We start from the raw sequence: 17250 nt of genomic DNA, 5'->3' as shown, positions 1-17250 counted from the left end.
TCGTCCTGTCAGCACCGCCGCACACGCCGGACGAGGCACGGAGACCAGTCCGCGTGCTTTAGGACGACGCACTTTCTTTTTCAAGTGAGGCGAAGCTTAGGCGCCGGGCCGATCGGCGACGTTTTTCCTCAGCGTGTTCCGTCCGCCGCATGGGTCGAACCCGGCGGTCCGCGCCCGGCGAAGAAGCGGTCGATCGCCGCGACCAGCGACTTGGCGGTCTGCTCGCGCCAGGCGGGCGAGGTCATCAGCGCCTCGTCCTCCTTGTTGGTGAGGAAGCCGATCTCCACCAGCACCGACGGCACGTCGTGGGCCCGCAGCACCTTGAGGCTCGCCTGCCGATGCGCCGCCCCCTTCACCAGCCGGCCGTTGCGGCGGTATTCCTCGAGGATGTCGCGAGCGACGAGCTGGCTGAAACGCTTGGTCTCGCGCAGCGTCAGATCGGCGAGGATGTCGCCGACCGCATCCTCGGTCTCCGGCGCGACGTGACCGGCGACCGCATCGGCGGCGTTCTCCTTGGCGGCGAGTGCCGCCGCCTGGGCGTCGGAGGCCTTCTCGGCCAGCGTATAGATGGTCGCCCCGCGCACGCTCGCGTCGAATTCGGCGTCGCAGTGGACCGAGACCAGCAGGTCGGCCTTCGCCTCGCGCGCGATCGCCACGCGCCGGGCGAGCGGAACGAAGACGTCGGTCGTCCGCGTCGTGCGCACCTCGTAGCGCCCGGTCGCCTCCAGCGCCTTGATCAGAACCTTGGCCATGTCGAGCACCACGGTCTTCTCGAGCATGCCGGTCGCCGGCGAGTGGGTGCCGCCGTCGGCGCCGCCGTGACCGGCGTCGACCACCACCACCGGTCGGGCGACGGCGGGCGGAGGGCCGACCTCGCGCAGCGAGGGCACGGCGCCACGGTCGCCCTTGGCGGCGGCCCGGTCACCGGCGGCGACCACCGTACCGGTGGTCTCGGCGGCGTCGGAACCGTGCCGGCCGAACAGGTCGAAGGCGCCGAAGCCGATGAGCACCGCCCCGACCGCCATCGCGAGCCAGGGCCCGCGCCGCGCGCGGCGATCGCGCGGAGACGGCGACGCCGCCGCTTGTTCGCTGTCGGAACGGATCAAGAAGGTCTCCCTCGGCGAGCCACGCGCCGGTCTTCAGGATAAACCATCGCGCGCGCCCGGTTAACCCGCCGTTGACGCTTCCCGGATCGGTCGATCTGACGAGACCGCCCGACACGCACGCGACTTGCAAACAACGGGTCGCACCCGTAAGTATGGGCGCGAGGAATTCGTTCTGCCGACGAATCTTTCGGTGCCCAGCGCCGCGGGTCCGTTCGGCGGTACGGTTCGTCCGTTTTCGTCGATCGCCCCGATTTCCGCGGCGCGACGGAGGGTTCGGCCCCCGGGTCCGTCTCGCGTTTCACCGGGACGAGCGACGGGATCGTCCGATGCGCGGCGCGTATGGCCCGATCGGACCCGAGCGACGGACGGATCGTCTCGCAGGCGCCCCCGGCGCGGTGCGGGAAGACGTTCCGGAACACGGGGACGCGTCGACGACACGAGGACGGTCGTCGGGCAAGCCGTGTTCAGGCCTCGCGCCACGCCTCACGGCGGTCGTCTCGGGTTTCGTCGTGTTTCGCGATTTCGCCCGGATGTTCCGCTCCCGATCGATGGTCTCCATCCGATCGCAACGAGACCCGATCGCCGGTTCGCCGGCCGATCGTGACAACAAGACGGGTCGAACGAACGGCCATGCCGACGACGACGGGACGGAAGACGATGACGGAGCGGACGGCGGATCGCCGGACGCTTTCGTGTCTCCGCCCGCTCGAGACCGCCGCGCCCGGATCGTTCGCCCCCTCCTCGCCCCTCTTCTTCCCACGTTCCGCTCGCGGCCGCGCCGCCTGCCTCCTCGGGCAGGCCGTGCATGGTCCGGGCGTGGAGTTTTCGCCTCATGGCCAACAAGATGCTCATCGACGCCACCCACCCGGAGGAAACCCGGGTCGTGGTGGTTCGCGGCAGCCGAGTCGAGGAATTCGACTTCGAGTCCGCCAACCGTAAGCAGCTGCGCGGCAACATCTATCTCGCGAAGGTGACGCGCGTGGAGCCGTCGCTCCAGGCCGCCTTCGTCGACTACGGCGGCAATCGGCACGGCTTCCTCGCCTTCTCCGAGATCCATCCCGACTACTACCAGATCCCGACGGCCGACCGCCTCGCCCTCCTCGAGGAGGAGGCGCGGATGCACGCCGACGCCGAGCGCGAGGAGAACCGTCCGCGCCGCAAGCCGAGGCCGAAGGCCAAGGCCGAGAGCGAAGGCGTCGAGGGCGAGGAGATCTCCGAGGCCGGCGACGCCGGTGGCGAGAACGGCGAGGAAGAGACCGTCGAGAGCGTCGGCTCCGAGGACGCGCTCGAGGAACTGCCCGAGCGTCGCCCGCAGCAGCGCCTGCGCCGCCAGTACAAGATCCAGGAAGTGATCAAGCGCCGTCAGGTGCTGCTCGTCCAGGTCGTCAAGGAGGAGCGCGGCAACAAGGGTGCGGCGCTGACCACCTATCTGTCGCTCGCCGGCCGCTATTCGGTGCTGATGCCCAACACCGCGCGCGGTGGCGGCATCTCCCGCAAGATCACCCAGCCGACCGACCGCAAGCGCCTGAAGACCATCGCCCAGGAGCTCGAGGTTCCGGAGGGCATGGGCGTCATCGTCCGCACCGCCGGTGCGGCGCGCACCAAGGCCGAGATCAAGCGCGACTTCGAATATCTCCTGCGCCTGTGGGAGAACGTCCGCGAACTGACCCTCAAGTCGACCGCGCCGAAGCTGGTCTACGAGGAAGGGTCGCTGATCAAGCGCTCGATCCGCGACCTCTACAACAAGGACATCGACGAAGTCCTGGTCGCCGGCGACGACGGCTATCGCGAGGCCAAGGACTTCATGCGCATGCTCATGCCGAGCCATGCCAAGAACGTCCAGGCCTACCGCGAGCCGACCCCGGTCTTCACCCGTTTCGCGGTGGAGAGCCAGCTCGACGCGATGTTCTCGCCGCAGGTCACCCTGCGTTCGGGCGGCTACATCGTCATCAACCCGACCGAAGCGCTGGTCTCGATCGACGTGAACTCGGGCAAGTCGACCCGTGAGCACAACATCGAGGACACCGCGCTCGCCACCAACCTCGAGGCGGCCGAAGAGGTCGCCCGTCAGCTCCGCCTGCGCGATCTCGCAGGTCTCATCGTGATCGACTTCATCGACATGGAGGAGAACCGCAACAACCGTGCGGTCGAGCGTCGTCTCAAGGACTGCCTGAAGAACGATCGCGCCCGCATCCAGGTCGGCCGCATCTCGCACTTCGGCCTGATGGAGATGAGCCGCCAGCGCATCCGCACCGGCGTGCTCGAGAGCTCGATGGTGCTCTGCCCGCACTGCGGCGGCACCGGCATGGTGCGTTCGACCGAATCGGTCGCGCTCCACGTCCTGCGCTCGCTCGAAGAGGCGCTGCTGCGCAACGTGACGCACGACCTGATCGTGCGCACCCGCACCGCGGTCGCCCTCTACATCCTCAACAACAAGCGCCGGCACCTCGCCGACCTCGAGAACCGCTTCGGCCTCGAGATCACCGTGCTCGCCGACGATCACGCCTCCCAGGCCGGCCACCTCTTCGTGGTCGAGAAGGGCGATCCCGTCGTCCCGCGCGCCGACCGTCCCGAACTCGTCTCCGCGCCCGTCGCGATCGAGGAGCCGGAAGACGACGTCGTCGAGGAGATCGACGAGGAGGAGACCGAGGGCGAGACCGAGACCGAAGCCCGTCGCGAAGAACGCGGCGAGCGTCGTGAGGCGCGCGGCGAGGACGAGAACGGCGGTCGCCGTCGTCGTCGCCGTCGGCGTCGCGGTCGGGGCCGTCCGGAAGACGGTGGTCGCGAAGGCGGCGAGGCCGGCGACGGCTTCGAGAACGGCTCGGACGAGGGTGACGACGTCGGCAACGACGACGAAGGCGCCGAGGGCAACGACGGCGTCGAGAACGCCGGCAACGAGGCCGGCGGCGAGGAGGCTCCGCGCCGCCGTCGCCGTCGCGGTCGTCGCGGCGGTCGTCGCAACCGCGCCGAGGGCGGCGAGGGCAACGAGGGCGGCAACGACGCCGAGACCGAGAACGGCTCGGAAGGCTCGTATGACGATGCCGAGGACGTGGTCGATGCCGCCAGCGGCGACGACGTCCTGGTGATCGATCGCGAGACGCTCGTCGCCGAGATCGAGGCGATCGAGGCCGCCGCGGCCGAGTCGCCGGCCGAAGTCGTCGTCGAGATCCCGGCCGAGGAACCCGTCGCGAAGCCGAAGCGGGCCCGCGCGCCGCGCAAGACGGCCAAGGCCAAGGCCGCCGAGGCGGAAGCCGCCGCGGCCGCCGAAGCCGCGGCTGCCGAGGCCGCCGCCGCTCCGGTCGTCGAGCCCGAGGTCGTGACCCCGGTCGAGACCACCGACGACACCTCCGCCCCGGCGGAAGAGGTCGTCGAGGAGGCGCCCGCCAAGCCGACGCTGGTTTCGACCGAGTTGCCGCCCGACGCGCCGCGCAAGTCCGGCTGGTGGTCGAAGCGCGGCTGACGCGCCGACGCGAGAGAGATCGAAGGGCCGGGAGCGATCCCGGCCCTTTTTCCGTCGCCCGGCGAGACCTTCGGGCGAAACGCACGGAATTTCTTGAAATCCGCGCGCTGTTCGTGCCAACAGTGGCCCACCCCAGCCGGGTAGCGCCCGGCCCCGCGCAGATCCGGGTCGCCCCCGGCAGAACCAATCAGGACGCAGAGCACCATGCCCGAGGTGATCTTCAACGGACCGGCCGGCCGCATCGAAGGCCGTTTCCAGCCCGCGAAGCAGCGCAACGCCCCGATCGCCCTCATTCTTCATCCCCACCCGCAGTTCGGCGGGACGATGAACAATCAGATCACCTATCAGCTCTTCTACATGTTCGCGAAGCGCGGCTTCGCCGTACTGCGCTTCAACTTCCGCGGCGTCGGCCGCTCGCAGGGCGCCTTCGACCACGGCGCCGGCGAACTGTCGGATGCCGCCGCGGCGCTCGACTGGGTGCAGACGATCCACCCGGACGCCCGTTCGTGCTGGATCGCCGGCTTCTCCTTCGGCGCCTGGATCGGCATGCAGCTCTTGATGCGCCGGCCGGAGATCGAGGGCTTCATCTCGATCGCGCCGCAGCCCAACCTCTACGACTTCTCGTTCCTGGCGCCCTGCCCGTCCTCCGGCCTGATCATCCACGGCGACGTCGACAAGGTCGTGCCGCTGAAGGACGTCCAGGCCCTCGTCGACAAGCTCAAGACCCAGAAGGGCATCGTCGTCGACCAGCGCGTCATCGAAGGGGCGAACCACTTCTTCGAGAACAAGGCCGACGAGCTGCTGCGCAACTGCGAGGACTACGTCGACATGCGCCTCGCCATGTCGGCCGACACGGTCTGACCGCGATCGATCGAATGCATTGAACGAACGGCCGGTCCCGAATTCGCTGGACCGGCCGTTTTCGTCTTCCCTATCCTCGCGCTCGAACCGTCACGCGAGGAGATTCCATGTCGCTCCGCATCGTCGTCGCCGGCGCCACCGGATGGGTCGGCGCCGCTCTCGTCAGGGCCATCGCCGCCTCCCCCGATCTCGAACTCGTCGGCGCCGTCGCCCGCTCCCACGCCGGCGAGGACGCCGGTACCGCCGCCGGCATCTCGCCCCTCGGCGTGCCGCTGGCCGCGACGCTCGACGAAGCGCTCGCCGCCCCCTCCGACGTGGTGATCGACTACACCAAGCCCCATGTCGTCGCCACCCACGCCCGTACGGCGCTTTCCGCCGGCCGCCGCGTGGTGATCGGCACCTCGGGGCTGGGCTCCGCCGACTATGCCGAGATCGACGCCGTCGCCCGCGCCAAGGGTCTCGGCGTCGTCGCCGCCGGCAACTTCTCGATCACCGCGACGCTCTTGCGCAAGTTCGCGCTCGAGGCGGCGAAATGGGTCGCCGACGTCGAGATCATCGACTACGCCTCGGCCAAGAAGCCCGACACGCCCTCGGGCACGGGCCGCGAACTGGCCGAGAGCCTCTCCGCCGTCCGCCGTCCGGCGACGTCGAAGCCGGTCGAGGAGCTTTCGGGCCTCAATGCGACCCGCGGCGCGACCATCGCCGAGCCGACGCCGATCCAGGTCCATTCGGTCCGCATGCCGTCCTACGTGCTCGCCTGCGAGGCGATCTTCGGCGCCCCCGACGAGCGCCTGGTGATCCGCCACGACGCGGGCTCTTCGCCCGACCCTTACGTCGCGGGCACGCTGCTCGCCGCCCGCCGGGTGATGGGCCTCGAAGGCCTGGTGCGCGGCCTCGACGGGTTGCTCGACTGATAGACATCGCGGGAGGTTTGGACACCGCTCGTGGTTCGGCTTCACCCTGAGGTGCTCGACCGCAAGGTCGAGCCTCGAAGGGCGAAGCCACGACGAGCCGTGCCACTCGGCCCTTCGCCCTTCGAGGCCCGACTTCGTCGGGCACCTCAGGATGAAGGGCCTCTGCTTCCGGAACCCACTGGCGAGAACCTCGCGAAACTCACCGCTCCAGCCGCTCGACGACCGGTGCCCGCGCCGCCGCGAGGCGCGCCGCGCGCGCCTTCCGCCCCGCCGCCCGCGCGCCGCGGCGGGCGAAGGAGAGGACGACGATCCCCGCCACCGCCACCCAACCGGCATAGGCGGCGAGGAACGGCCGATCGGCGACGACGTCGTAGGCGGTGAGCCCGGAATGGCCGAGGAGCATCACCGCGCCCCCGGTCTTCAACCCCCACATCACCCGCGCCCCCTCGGCGACGAGGCCGAAGCCGATCGCCCCGATCAGCTTCGGCCGCCGTTCGGCGAGTGCGTTCAGCCGGCGAAAGATCGCGCCCGGTCCCATGGCTCTCACCCCACCGCCAGTACGCCGCCGCAGGTCGGACGCGGCACGCCGGTGGTGCCGGGGAACGACAGCGGCAGGCGCAGGAGATGGCGCACGGCGAGATGGGCGAAGGCCTGCGCCTCCATGAAGTCGGTCGACCAGCCGACGTCGGCCGCCGTCACCACCTCGGCGTTGGTCGCCCGGCCGAGCATGGCGAGCATCGTCGGATTGTGCGCCCCGCCGCCCGCCACGATCACCGTCTTCGGCGCCTCGGGCAGGATCGCCAGCCCCTTGGCGATCGCCCGCGCCGTCAGCGCCGTCAGCGTCGCCGCGCCGTCGGCGGGCGTGAGGCCCGCGACCGACTGGGCGGTGAAGGCATTGCGGTCGAGCGACTTCGGCGCCGGCAGCGCGAAGAACGGATGGGCGAGAAGGCCTGCGAGCCGCCCCTCGTCGACCTTTCCGGTCGCGGCGAGCCGCCCGTCATCGTCCATCGCCCGGCCGGTGCAGGCGAGCAGCCAGTCGTCGAGCGCCGCGTTGCCCGGGCCGCAGTCGAAGGCGACGAGGCCGGCCGGGTCGTCGCCCGCCGGCACGTGGGTGAGGTTGGCGACGCCGCCGATGTTGAGCACGACCAGCGGGCGCGGCAGATCGGTCGCCGCGGCGAGCGCGGCATGCCAGATCGGCACCAGCGGCGCCCCCTCGCCGCCCGCCGCGACGTCCGCCGCGCGGAAGTCGTAGACGACGGGAATGCCGATCGCCCGCGCCAGCGCCAGTCCGTCGCCGAGCTGCACCGTCAGCCGCCGATCGGGCGCGTGGAACACCGTCTGGCCGTGATAGCCGACGACGTCGACGTCCGCGGGCGAGAGCCCGTTGGTTTCGAGGAAGGCGCGGACCGCATCGGCATGGGCGGCATCGACGATTCGCTCCGCCGTCTCGAGCGCCTCCGGCCGCGCCGACCGATCGCCGATCGACGCGCCCGCCACGACCGCGGCGCGGATCGTCGCGCGCTCCCGGTCGTCGTAGGGCCGGAACAGCGTCGGCCCGAAGTCGTGGACGCGTCGGCCGTCGCTGCGGATCGCCGCCACGTCGACGCCGTCCATGGACGTTCCGCTCATCAGGCCGATCGCCAGCCGCACCGCGTTCATTTCGCCTCCGATGTCGACGCCGCCGCACCCCTCGGGGGGTGCCTTCTCGCGCGCGAGATGCTATGAGCCCCCGACGCGCACCGTCGCGACGTACTCAGGGTTTCGCCGATCATGACCGCATTCAAGTCCGATTTTCTCCGCGTGCTCTCCGAGCGTGGCTTCATCCACCAGATCTCCGATCCGGAAGGTCTGGACGCCGCCTTCGCGAAGGGTCCGGTGACGGCCTATATCGGCTTCGATGCGACCGCGCCCTCGCTGCACGCCGGTTCGCTGATCCAGATCATGATGCTGCACTGGATGCAGGAGACCGGCCACCGTCCGATCGCCCTGATGGGCGGCGGCACGACGATGCTCGGCGATCCGTCCTTCAAGGACGAGGCGCGCAAGCTCCTCTCGGTCGAGGACATCGACAGCAATCTCGAGGGCATCAAGCGCATCTTCTCGAAGTTCCTCGACTTCGACGGCGGCCGCGCCCTGATGATCAACAACGCCGACTGGCTGCGCCACCTCAACTACGTCGAGTTCCTGCGCGACGTCGGCCGCCACTTCTCGGTCAACAAGATGCTGAGCTTCGACTCGGTCAAGCTCCGTCTCGACCGCGAACAGTCGCTGAGCTTCCTCGAGTTCAACTACATGATCCTGCAGGGCTACGACTTCGTCGAGCTCTACCGCCGCACCGGCTGCATCCTGCAGATGGGCGGCTCGGATCAGTGGGGCAACATCGTCAACGGCATCGACCTCGGCCACAAGATGGAGCGGACGCAGTTCTTCGCCCTCACCTCGCCGCTCTTGACGACCTCGTCGGGCGGCAAGATGGGCAAGACCGCCAACGGCGCGATCTGGCTCGAGGCCGACCTGCTGAGCCCCTACGACTACTGGCAGTACTGGCGCAACACCGAGGACGCCGACGTCGAGCGCTTCCTCAAGCTCTACACCAAGCTGCCGATCGACGAGATCGCCCGTCTCGCAGCCCTCGGCGGCTCCGAGATCAACGACGCCAAGAAGATCCTGGCGACCGAGGCGACCGCCCTCGTCCACGGCCGTGCCGCGGCCGACGCCGCCGCCGAGACCGCGCGCAAGACCTTCGAGGAGGGCGCGCTGGCCGCCTCGCTGCCGACCGTGGAGATCGCCTCGGCCGAACTCGCCGAGGGCCTCGGCGTGCTCGCGGCCTTCGTCAGGGTCGGCCTCGCGGCGTCGAACGGCGAAGCCCGTCGTGCCGTCCAGGGCGGCGCCCTGCGCGTCAACGACGTCGCCGTCGCCGACGACAAGATGCGCCTCACCCCCGCCGATCTGACCGGCGAGGGCGTGATCAAGCTGTCCCAGGGCAAGAAGAAGCACGTGCTCCTCAAGCCCGTCTGAGCCTCACGGTTTCGTCGCGGCCGGCAGGGTCGGCACGGCGAAACCGGCCTCGGCCAGGATCGTCTGCCCCTCGGGCGACAACAGCCACAGCGCGAAGCGATGGGCCGCGACCGACGCGCCCGGCGCCACCGAAAGCCCGTAGTCGGCCCGGACCGCGAGGCTCGCCGGCAGCGCGTAGGCCTGCGCCTCCGGCACTTCCTTGGCGATCGCCTTGCGATTGGTGCAATAGGCGAGGAACAGGTCGGCCTGCCCGCTCGACAGCACCCAGGCATAGACGTTGCGCCCGGCCGGCGGCTGCGCCGAGGTCGGCCCGCCGGTCAGCTGCAGCGCCTTCGCCTCCAGCGCCGCCTTGGCGCCGGGCTTCACGGCTTCCGCCTTGGCGAAGACCTGGAGCGCATAGTCGCCCGCCGGATCGGCCTTCGGCGTCGAGGTGCCGAGTTTGACGGCCGGATCGAGCATGCGCTCGACCAGATCGCCGCCGTCCGCCGCGACGCCGGCCTTCGGCATGGCGAAGGCGCAGAGTTCGTTGCGGGCGAAGAGCACCACCGGCCCCATCTTGCCCGAGGCGGCGAGCGCCTGCGGATGTTCCATGTTGGCCGAGGTGAAGACGTCGATCTTGGCGCCCGCCTCGATCTCCTTCTGCAACACCCCCGAGGGGCCCCAGGTCTGTTCGACGCGGATGCCGGTCGCCTTGGTGAAGGCGGCGGCGGCCTGGGTCAGCGCGGTCTTGAGGCTGCCGGCGGAGGCATGGGCGATCGTCTCCTCGGCGGCGACGGGGCCGGCGAGAAGGACGGCGAGCAGAAAAGGCGTGATGCGGTTCATCGACGAGGCCCTCGACGAGGAGCGGTCCCTCGTGGGAATCGGGAGGCCGCTTCCTTGTGTTTCGATGGACGCAACGTAGCCCCGTTTCGCGCGCCTCTCATCCGCACTTTCGCCGAGCGTCGCGAAACCGGCCGAAAGAAGGAAGGCGTCCGCGGAGCACTCCGGCCCCTTGCCACGCCGCCGTCGCGGGTGTATCCGCCTCTCACGGTCGGCAGAACCGAGGCGTCGCCGCCCCGCGAGGGGCTAGCTGAACCTGCCGCTTCATCGCAAGCAGATCCGACACGTCTCCTCGTGCCGCATCGACAAGGGCGACCATCGAAGTCCTTCGGGACGCGCGGCACATCGCACGAGGAAGAGCGATGTCCAGAACACCCCTGCCCTATGGCGTCGACGACGTCTCCGCCCTCGCCCGCGCACTCGCCGGCGAGCTCTCGACCCATGCCGAGGCCCATGCCGCCCCGCCCGGTCATCAAGAGCTGCTGAACATGCTGGCGCGCGCCGCCGAGTACCGCAACTGGCAGCACTTCAAGGCCCAGAGCGAGGCGCTCGCCGATCTCGCCGCCCGCGTCGCCCCGACGCCGCCGCCGGTCGACCTGAAACGGCTCGCCAAGATCGCCGGCTATTTCGACGATCGCGGTCGCCTGATCCGCTGGCCGGGCAAGGCCAACCACCGCGTCGACTGTCTGTGGGTGATGTGGTCGCGGCTGCCGGCGCGCGTCTCGATGCACGAGCGCGAGGTCAGCGAACGCCTCGGCGCCGAACATCTCTTCGGCGACCACGCGCTGCTGCGCCGCGAACTGGTCGACGGCGGCTGGATGCGGCGAACGCAGGACGGCCGCGACTATCGCCGGCTCGAACGCTCGCCACCGCCGGACGCCGAACAGCTGATCCGGCTGTTGAGTGAACGATCCCGCCACACCGCGGCGTGACCGAGAAGCCGGGCGGGTCTCGCCCGCCCGGCATTCCTGCCGATCAGTCGACGGCGATCATCACGTCGGACGACTTCACGATCGCCACGACCTTCTTGCCGACCTCGAGGCCGAGTTCGGCCGCCGACTCGTTGGTGATCGCCGAGGTGACGAGGTTGCCGCCGCCGATGTCGACGGTGACGTGGGCGGTGGTGGCGCCGAGCTTGACCGACACGACGGTACCGGAAAGCTGGTTGCGGGCAGAAATCTTCATGTCGATGGGTCTCCGAGAGCCGGTGGTGGGATCCGGCGTCGACCGACCATAGCGCGTGCGCACCGAAGGCGTCGTGTAAATTCTATGCACGACGCCGAGATCGACGGCAGCCGATGGCATCGACCGCCGGCGCGCGCGCCCTCAGGGCCGCCGCGCCGACCGATCGGCGAGCGTCGCCACGACCGCCTTCGCCCGTGCCGTTTCGAGCAGGTCCTCGACCCCGACCGACAGGCGCCGCCGCCAGTTCGGCCGCTCGCGGTCGGTGCCCGGCAGGTTGAGACGCTCGACCTCGCCGGAGAGATCGTCGGCCTGGACCAGCGCCAGCATCGACCGGCCGCTCGCCGCATAGGCATGGATCGCCGCGACGAGATCATCCGTGAGCGCCTCCGGCAGCAGTGCCTCGGCATCGCCCGCCGCGATGGTGCCGGCGGCGATCAGCGTGTCGACGAGGATGCGCTTCTCCCGCGCCCGCGCCTCGCGGGCCCGCACCGCGTCCTCGGCCGTCGTACGTCCGAGACGCAGGTCCTCGGCGATGTCCTCGCCCCGCCACCAGCCCTCGAGCGTGGTGAGATCGTGCGAGCCGACGACCGCGGTACCCATCGCCGGATAGGCATGCGGCGAGCGGAAGCCCTCGCCCTCGCGTTCGAACCACAGCACCTGATAGGACAGCACCTTCGCCTCGGCCATCCGCTCGCGGAAGCCCCAGGGCACGGTGCCGAGATCCTCGCCGACGACGACGCATTCCGCCCGCCGACTCTCGAGCGCCAGCTGCCCGAGCATGTCCTCGAAGGGCTGGTCGACATAGGCGCCTTCCGAGCCGCGCGCGCCGTCCGGCACGACGAAGAGCCGGCGCAGGCCGAGCACGTGGTCGATGCGCAGCGCCCCGGCATGGGCCATGTTGGCGCGGATCAGTTCGGCGAAGGGCGCGTGGCCGAGGCGCGCGCTCTCGATCGGGTTGAGCGGCGGCAACGACCAGACCTGACCGTCGGCGGCGAAGGGATCGGGCGGCGCACCGACCGAGACGCGGTGCATCAGCCGCCGCCCGGCGCCCCAGGCCTCGGCCCCGTCCGGGGCGCAGCCGACCGCCAGATCGCGATAGAAGCCGAGCGTCAGCCCGGACGCGCGCGCCTCGGCGGCGGCCGCCGCCAATTGCCGATCGGCGAGCCACTGCAGCACCATCGAATGACGGATCGCCCGGCCGTGACGGACGACGAAGGCATCGATGCCCGGCGCGTCGCAGGTCGCAAGATCGGCCGGGAAACCCGACGAGGTCGCCGCCCCGTGCACCGCCGCGATCGCCTCGAAGGTCGCGAAATTCGTCAGCGTCGTGCCACCGCGCGCGGCGAAACGCGCGAACTCCACCTTGAGCGGATGGCTCTCGTCGAGCCCTTCGAAGGCGGAGAAGGCGGCGCGCAGCACCCTGGCCTTGACCTCCCAGACCGCCGTCCAGTCGACATGGGGCTGTCCCGAGAGCCGCCCGCCCTCGAGCACCGCCCGCGGCATCTCGGCGGCGACCGCCGAGAGCAACGGCTCGGGCAGCCGCGTCGGGTCGACATAGACGGGATCGAGGAAGCGCCGGTCGGAGGGCGAATAGGGGCTCGCCCGCTCGCGATCGCCGGGGAAGAGCGCATGCAGCGGGTTGAGCCCGATGGTCGAGGCGCCGCGCGCGCCCGCCTCGCGTGCCAGCCGTCCGAGCGTGGTGAAGTCGCCGACGCCGAGATCGCCGTCGTGGCGGAAGGTGTAGAGATGCCCCGACAGGCCCCAGATCCGCCGTCCCTCGCCGCCCTGCGGCAGGTGGCAGGTGGCCGGCGCCACGGTGAGGCGGCAGGCGACCTCGCGGCCGGCGAGCCGCAGCCGGTGGCGGCCGAAGGGCAGCTCCGGCAACGTCACGATGCGGCGCGGCATCCGCCGCTCGTCGGCGAAGGCCACCGTCTCGGTCCGCCCCTCGCCCGGCTCGATCGTCACGGAGCGTCGCGTGCCGTCCTCGAGTTCGAGCTCGAGCCTGAGCCGCCCGCCCGACAGCGCCTCGTCGCCACCGATGGCGATCTCGCGCGGACGTCCCTCGAACAGCGTCGCCGCGAGCGGCAGGGCGCGCATCGATGTCTCGGCCGCGAGCCGCTCGAGGCTCTCCTGCGCATCGCCGAGGGTGGCCGCGGGAAGGCCCATCGAGGCGAGGATCGACCGCTTGGTGTCGTCACCGACCTTGACGTTGCGGCCCGAGAGATCCCACCAGTCCGGCGTGATGCCGGCGGAGCGGGCGAGAAGATCGAGCGTGCGCGGATCGACCGGCCGTGAGCGGTGCTCGTCGGGGGCTTCCTCCTCGACGAAGATCGTCACCGAGCGGCCGTCGATCGCGAACTTGGGGCTCGCCAGCGGTTCGCGGTCGGGATGGGCGCTGTCGATCACCAGGCGCCAGCGCATGCCGGGCCGCGCCGGTGGCGCCACCAGCACCGTCGGGCGCGGATCGACGTTGTGGGCGACCATCACCCGGTCGACGCCGTCTCGCGCCGGCGCGGCCAGAACCGCGATGAGGCGAAAGTTCTCCGGGTCGTGCCAGTCGTCGACCGCGAAGCCGCTGCCGTCGAAGCGGCGCCATTCGACGTCGAGGACGCCCGACGTGCCGATCGGCCGGCCGCTCGGTGCGCGGTCGTCGGTGAAGGCGGGATGCGCCAGCCGCAGGCGCACCAGCGCGCCGACATAGTCGATCAGCCGCTGGTCGGCACCGTCCCAGTCGAACCAGGAGAGCGCGTTGTCCTGGGCATAGGCGTTGTTGTTGCCCTTCTGGCTGCGACCGGCCTCGTCGCCCATCGACAGCATCGGCACGCCGCGCGCCGTCATCAGCGTGGCGAGGAGCGCCCGCACGTCGCGCCCGCGCGCCGCGACGACGCGGGGATCGTCGCTCGCCCCCTCGACGCCGTGGTTCCAGGAATTGTTGGCGTCGGTGCCGTCGCGGTTGCCCTCGCCGTTCGCCTCGTTGTGCTTGTGGGCATGGGAGACGAGGTCGGCGAGCGTGAAGCCGTCGTGGGCGGTGACGAAGTTGACGCCGTCGGAGGTCCGTCGCCGCCGTCCGCCGAAGATGTCGGTCGAACCGGAGAGCCGCGTCGCCATCTCGCCGACCATGCCGCGATCACCGCGCCAGAAGCGGCGGACGGCATCGCGAAACCTGTCGTTCCACTCCGGCCAACCGGCCGGAAACCCGCCGACCTGATAGCCGCCCGGCCCGATGTCCCAGGGCTCGGCGACATGCATCAGCCGCGACAGGATCGGATCCGACCGGAGCACCGAGAGGAACGGCGCGTCACGGTCGAAGCCCGCCGGCCGTCGTCCGAGCGCGGTGGCGAGATCGTAGCGGAAGCCGTCGAAACCGCCGGCCAGCGCCGCATGACGCAGCGCCCCGATGCCCAGCGACAGGACGGGAAAGCGCGTCAGCTCGAGCCCGTTGCCGCAGCCGGAATCGTCGATGTAGCGCGAGAGATCGTCCGGCCTCAGGCGGTAATGGAGTGCGTTGTCGATGCCGCGCAGCGACACCGTCGGCCCGAGATGGTCGCTCTCGCCGGTGTGGTTCAGCACGACGTCGAGGATGACGGCGATGCCGGCGGCATGCAGCGCATCGACGGCGGCGCGAATTTCGCTCCAGCCGCCCGGCGCGAAGCGCGGATCGGGCGCGAAGGGCACGATCGGATTGTAGTTCCAGTAGTTCGTCAGCCCGAGCGGCCCGAGATGGCGCTCGTCGAGACCCGCCCAGATCGGCATGATCTCGACCACGTTGACGCCGAGGCGGACGAAATGCTCGACCACCGCGGGATGGCCGAGCGCCGCGAAGGTGCCGCGGATCGCCTCCGGCACCTCCGGATGCAGCGCCGTCAGGCCCTTGACGTGGCACTCGTAGATCACCCGGTCCTTCGGCGCGATCGTCGGCCGCTCGACCGGCAACGGCGCGGGCGCGGCCTCGACGATCCCCTTGGGGACGAAGGCGGCGCTGTCGACATGGTCCTCGGCCGCGCCGTGGATGCGGGCGTCGAAGAGCTCCGGCACGAGGCGGAACGGCCGATCGAGCCGCCGGGCGAAGGGATCGACGAGGAGCTTGTGCGGATTGAAGCGATGGCCGCGATCGGGCGCCCAGGGGCCGGTGACGCGCAGCCCGTAGCGGGCGCCGGGCGCGATGCCGGGAACGAAGCCGTGGAAGACGTCGTCGGTGCGCTCGGTCAGGCGATGACGGGCGATCTCGACGTCGGCCTCGTCGAAGAAGCAGACGTCGACCGCCGTCGCGTTCACCGAGGCGACCGCCACGCGCACGCCACCTTCGACCGGGACGACGCCCAGCGGCTCCGCCCCTCCCGGTACGGCCCGTCCTGCCGGCATTCCTCACTCCCCCGCCGAACGCGCCCCTCGCGTTCCCGCCTCGCGCGCCGGTCAGCCCCTCTCGGCGACCAGCTCGCGATAGAGTTTGGCATAACGCGCCGCCGATCGTCTCCACGAGACGTCGGTGCGCATCGCATTCTTCACCAGTCTCTTCCAGACGTCGCTCTCGGCGTGGAGGCCCGCCGCCCGCTCGATCGAGGCGCGGAACATCTCGGCCGAGGGCGGCGTGAAGACGACGCCGGTGCCCGCTCCCGCCTCGAGCGCCATCTCGTTGGCGTCGACGATCGTGTCGGCGAGACCGCCGACCCGCGTGACGATCGGGATCGCGCCGTAGCGCAGCGCGCAGAGTTGGGTGAGGCCGCAGGGCTCGAAACGCGACGGCACCAGCAGTGCGTCGGCACCCGCCTGGACGAGATGGGCGAGGTTCTCGTCGTAGCCGATCACCACGCCGACGCGGCCGGGATGGGCACTCGCGGCCTGGCGGAAGCCGTCGACCAACTCGCGGTCGCCCGATCCGAGCAGAACCAGCTGGCCACCGACCGAGAGGATCGTCTCGATCCCCTCGAGCACCATGTCGAGGCCCTTCTGCCAGGAGAGCCGCGACACCACGCCGAAGACCATCGCCTTCCTGTCGACCTTGAGGCCGAAGCGCCGCTGCAGCGCCGCCTTGTTCGGCCGCCGCGCCGACGGCGTCGCCGCGTCGTAGCGGGCAGCGAGGAAGGGATCGGTCGCCGGATTCCAGACGTCGACGTCGATGCCGTTGAGGATGCCCGAGACGATCGACGAGCGACCGGCGAGCAACCCGCCGAGCCCCATGCCGCCTTCGCCGGTGCGGATCTCCGCGGCATAGGTCGGCGACACCGTCGTCACCCGGTCGGACATCCTGAGCGCCGCCTTGAGGTAGCCGATGGTGTCGTAGTATTCGACGCCCTCCACCCCCCAGGCGTGCGGCGGCAGACCGAGCGGTTCGAGCAGCTCCTGCGGATACTGGCCCTGGAAGGCGAGGTTGTGGACGGTGGCGACCGTGCCCGGCCGCCGCCGTCCGTCGTATTCGAGATAGGCGGGCGTCAGACCCGTCTGCCAGTCGTGGGTATGGACCACGTCCGGCACGAAGCCCTTGACCGCGCCGAGGCCGATGTCGGCACCGATCCGGGCGAGCGCGGCGAAGCGGAACGGATTGTCCGGCCAGTCGACGCCGTCGGCGTCGTGGTAGGGGTTGCCCGGCCGATCGAAGAGATGCGGCGCGTCGAGCACGAAGAGGTCGAGACCGGCGACTCGGGCGGCGAGCACCGTCGCCGGGCCGCCGAACAGCGCCTTCTTCTTGACGACCCTGTCGACCTTCTCCGCCTTCTCGAGCGCCGCCTTGACCGCCGGATAGCCCGGCACCAGCGTGCGCATCTCGACGTCCTCGCCGGCGAGCGCGGCAGGCAACGCCCCCGCCACGTCGGCGAGCCCGCCGGTCTTGATCAGCGGATAGACCTCGGAGACGACCGAGAGAACCTTCGTCGTGCCCATGCGGCGCCCC

At 70.5% G+C, this 17250-nt stretch carries 12 protein-coding genes; 5 read left to right on the top strand and 7 right to left on the bottom strand.

What is annotated here, in order from left to right:
• Positions 1-128 precede the first annotated feature (128 nt).
• A complete protein-coding gene (locus tag ACT541_RS10045) occupies positions 129-1106 on the bottom strand; it encodes an N-acetylmuramoyl-L-alanine amidase family protein (RefSeq protein ID WP_476136438.1) in 978 nt (325 codons plus the stop codon).
• A gap of 832 nt (positions 1107-1938) precedes the next feature.
• Here ACT541_RS10045 and ACT541_RS10040 point away from each other — a divergent pair.
• The 3 genes from ACT541_RS10040 (at position 1939) to dapB (ending at position 6341) form a co-directional block, all read left to right on the top strand.
• Positions 1939-4566 (top strand): Rne/Rng family ribonuclease, encoded by a 2628-nt coding sequence (locus ACT541_RS10040; RefSeq protein ID WP_476136436.1) that lies wholly within the window; start codon positions 1939-1941, stop codon positions 4564-4566.
• A 204-nt stretch (positions 4567-4770) separates the two neighbouring features.
• Positions 4771-5427 (top strand): alpha/beta hydrolase, encoded by a 657-nt coding sequence (locus ACT541_RS10035; RefSeq protein WP_476136435.1) that lies wholly within the window; start codon positions 4771-4773, stop codon positions 5425-5427.
• 107 nt (positions 5428-5534) lie between these two features.
• Positions 5535-6341 (top strand): 4-hydroxy-tetrahydrodipicolinate reductase, encoded by an 807-nt coding sequence (dapB, locus tag ACT541_RS10030; RefSeq protein ID WP_476136434.1) that lies wholly within the window; start codon positions 5535-5537, stop codon positions 6339-6341.
• Between the two features lie 199 nt (positions 6342-6540).
• Here dapB and ACT541_RS10025 read toward each other — a convergent pair whose 3' ends face one another.
• Together ACT541_RS10025 and ACT541_RS10020 are read right to left on the bottom strand one after the other, a co-directional pair.
• Positions 6541-6879: a hypothetical protein gene (locus tag ACT541_RS10025; protein WP_476136432.1), complete on the bottom strand. Its 339-nt coding sequence runs from the start codon at positions 6877-6879 to the stop codon at positions 6541-6543.
• 5 nt (positions 6880-6884) lie between these two features.
• Complete coding sequence (locus ACT541_RS10020; protein ID WP_476136430.1) at positions 6885-8000, bottom strand: anhydro-N-acetylmuramic acid kinase; 1116 nt, start codon at positions 7998-8000, stop codon at positions 6885-6887.
• Between the two features lie 111 nt (positions 8001-8111).
• On the opposite strand from ACT541_RS10020, the gene tyrS reads away from it, so the two are divergent.
• Positions 8112-9359, top strand: coding sequence for a tyrosine--tRNA ligase (gene tyrS, locus ACT541_RS10015; RefSeq protein ID WP_476136428.1), 1248 nt, complete (start codon positions 8112-8114; stop codon positions 9357-9359).
• A 3-nt stretch (positions 9360-9362) separates the two neighbouring features.
• On the opposite strand, the gene ACT541_RS10010 is transcribed toward tyrS, so the two are convergent.
• On the bottom strand, positions 9363-10181 hold the full coding sequence (locus tag ACT541_RS10010) for a molybdate ABC transporter substrate-binding protein (protein WP_476136426.1): 819 nt from the start codon (positions 10179-10181) through the stop codon (positions 9363-9365).
• A gap of 359 nt (positions 10182-10540) precedes the next feature.
• Here ACT541_RS10010 and ACT541_RS10005 point away from each other — a divergent pair, with 359 nt between their 5' ends.
• Positions 10541-11110 carry a DUF2087 domain-containing protein gene (locus ACT541_RS10005; RefSeq protein WP_476136424.1) on the top strand — a complete coding sequence of 190 codons (570 nt, stop codon included), beginning with the start codon at positions 10541-10543 and terminating at the stop codon, positions 11108-11110.
• Between the two features lie 43 nt (positions 11111-11153).
• Here the strand turns inward: ACT541_RS10005 and ACT541_RS10000 are convergent, their stop codons facing one another.
• The 3 genes from ACT541_RS10000 to glgA all read right to left on the bottom strand — a co-directional run bounded on the left by ACT541_RS10000 (position 11154) and on the right by glgA (position 17240).
• A complete protein-coding gene (locus ACT541_RS10000; RefSeq protein WP_476136422.1) occupies positions 11154-11363 on the bottom strand; it encodes a TOBE domain-containing protein in 210 nt (69 codons plus the stop codon).
• A gap of 141 nt (positions 11364-11504) precedes the next feature.
• Positions 11505-15725, bottom strand: a complete 4221-nt coding sequence (glgX, locus tag ACT541_RS09995) for a glycogen debranching protein GlgX (protein ID WP_476136421.1) — start codon at positions 15723-15725, stop codon at positions 11505-11507.
• A 51-nt stretch (positions 15726-15776) separates the two neighbouring features.
• Positions 15777-17240, bottom strand: a complete 1464-nt coding sequence (gene glgA, locus ACT541_RS09990) for a glycogen synthase GlgA (protein WP_476136419.1) — start codon at positions 17238-17240, stop codon at positions 15777-15779.
• Positions 17241-17250: the final 10 nt, after the last annotated feature.

Source organism: Pinisolibacter sp. DMC100, from assembly GCF_056313705.1.
This window is presented reverse-complemented; position numbering and strand designations above follow the sequence as displayed.

Excerpts from the sequence above, each read along its gene's own strand:
- ACT541_RS10010 (WP_476136426.1), bottom strand. The coding sequence starts at position 10,181 with ATGAACCGCATCACGCCTTTTCTGCTCGCCGTCCTTCTCGCCGGCCCC.
- ACT541_RS10020 (WP_476136430.1), bottom strand. The coding sequence starts at position 8,000 with ATGAACGCGGTGCGGCTGGCGATCGGCCTGATGAGCGGAACGTCCATG.
- glgA (WP_476136419.1), bottom strand. The coding sequence starts at position 17,240 with ATGGGCACGACGAAGGTTCTCTCGGTCGTCTCCGAGGTCTATCCGCTG.
- ACT541_RS10040 (WP_476136436.1), top strand. The coding sequence starts at position 1,939 with ATGGCCAACAAGATGCTCATCGACGCCACCCACCCGGAGGAAACCCGG.
- ACT541_RS10005 (WP_476136424.1), top strand. The coding sequence starts at position 10,541 with ATGTCCAGAACACCCCTGCCCTATGGCGTCGACGACGTCTCCGCCCTC.
- dapB (WP_476136434.1), top strand. The coding sequence starts at position 5,535 with ATGTCGCTCCGCATCGTCGTCGCCGGCGCCACCGGATGGGTCGGCGCC.
- ACT541_RS10035 (WP_476136435.1), top strand. The coding sequence starts at position 4,771 with ATGCCCGAGGTGATCTTCAACGGACCGGCCGGCCGCATCGAAGGCCGT.
- ACT541_RS10025 (WP_476136432.1), bottom strand. The coding sequence starts at position 6,879 with ATGGGACCGGGCGCGATCTTTCGCCGGCTGAACGCACTCGCCGAACGG.
- glgX (WP_476136421.1), bottom strand. The coding sequence starts at position 15,725 with ATGCCGGCAGGACGGGCCGTACCGGGAGGGGCGGAGCCGCTGGGCGTC.
- tyrS (WP_476136428.1), top strand. The coding sequence starts at position 8,112 with ATGACCGCATTCAAGTCCGATTTTCTCCGCGTGCTCTCCGAGCGTGGC.
- ACT541_RS10000 (WP_476136422.1), bottom strand. The coding sequence starts at position 11,363 with ATGAAGATTTCTGCCCGCAACCAGCTTTCCGGTACCGTCGTGTCGGTC.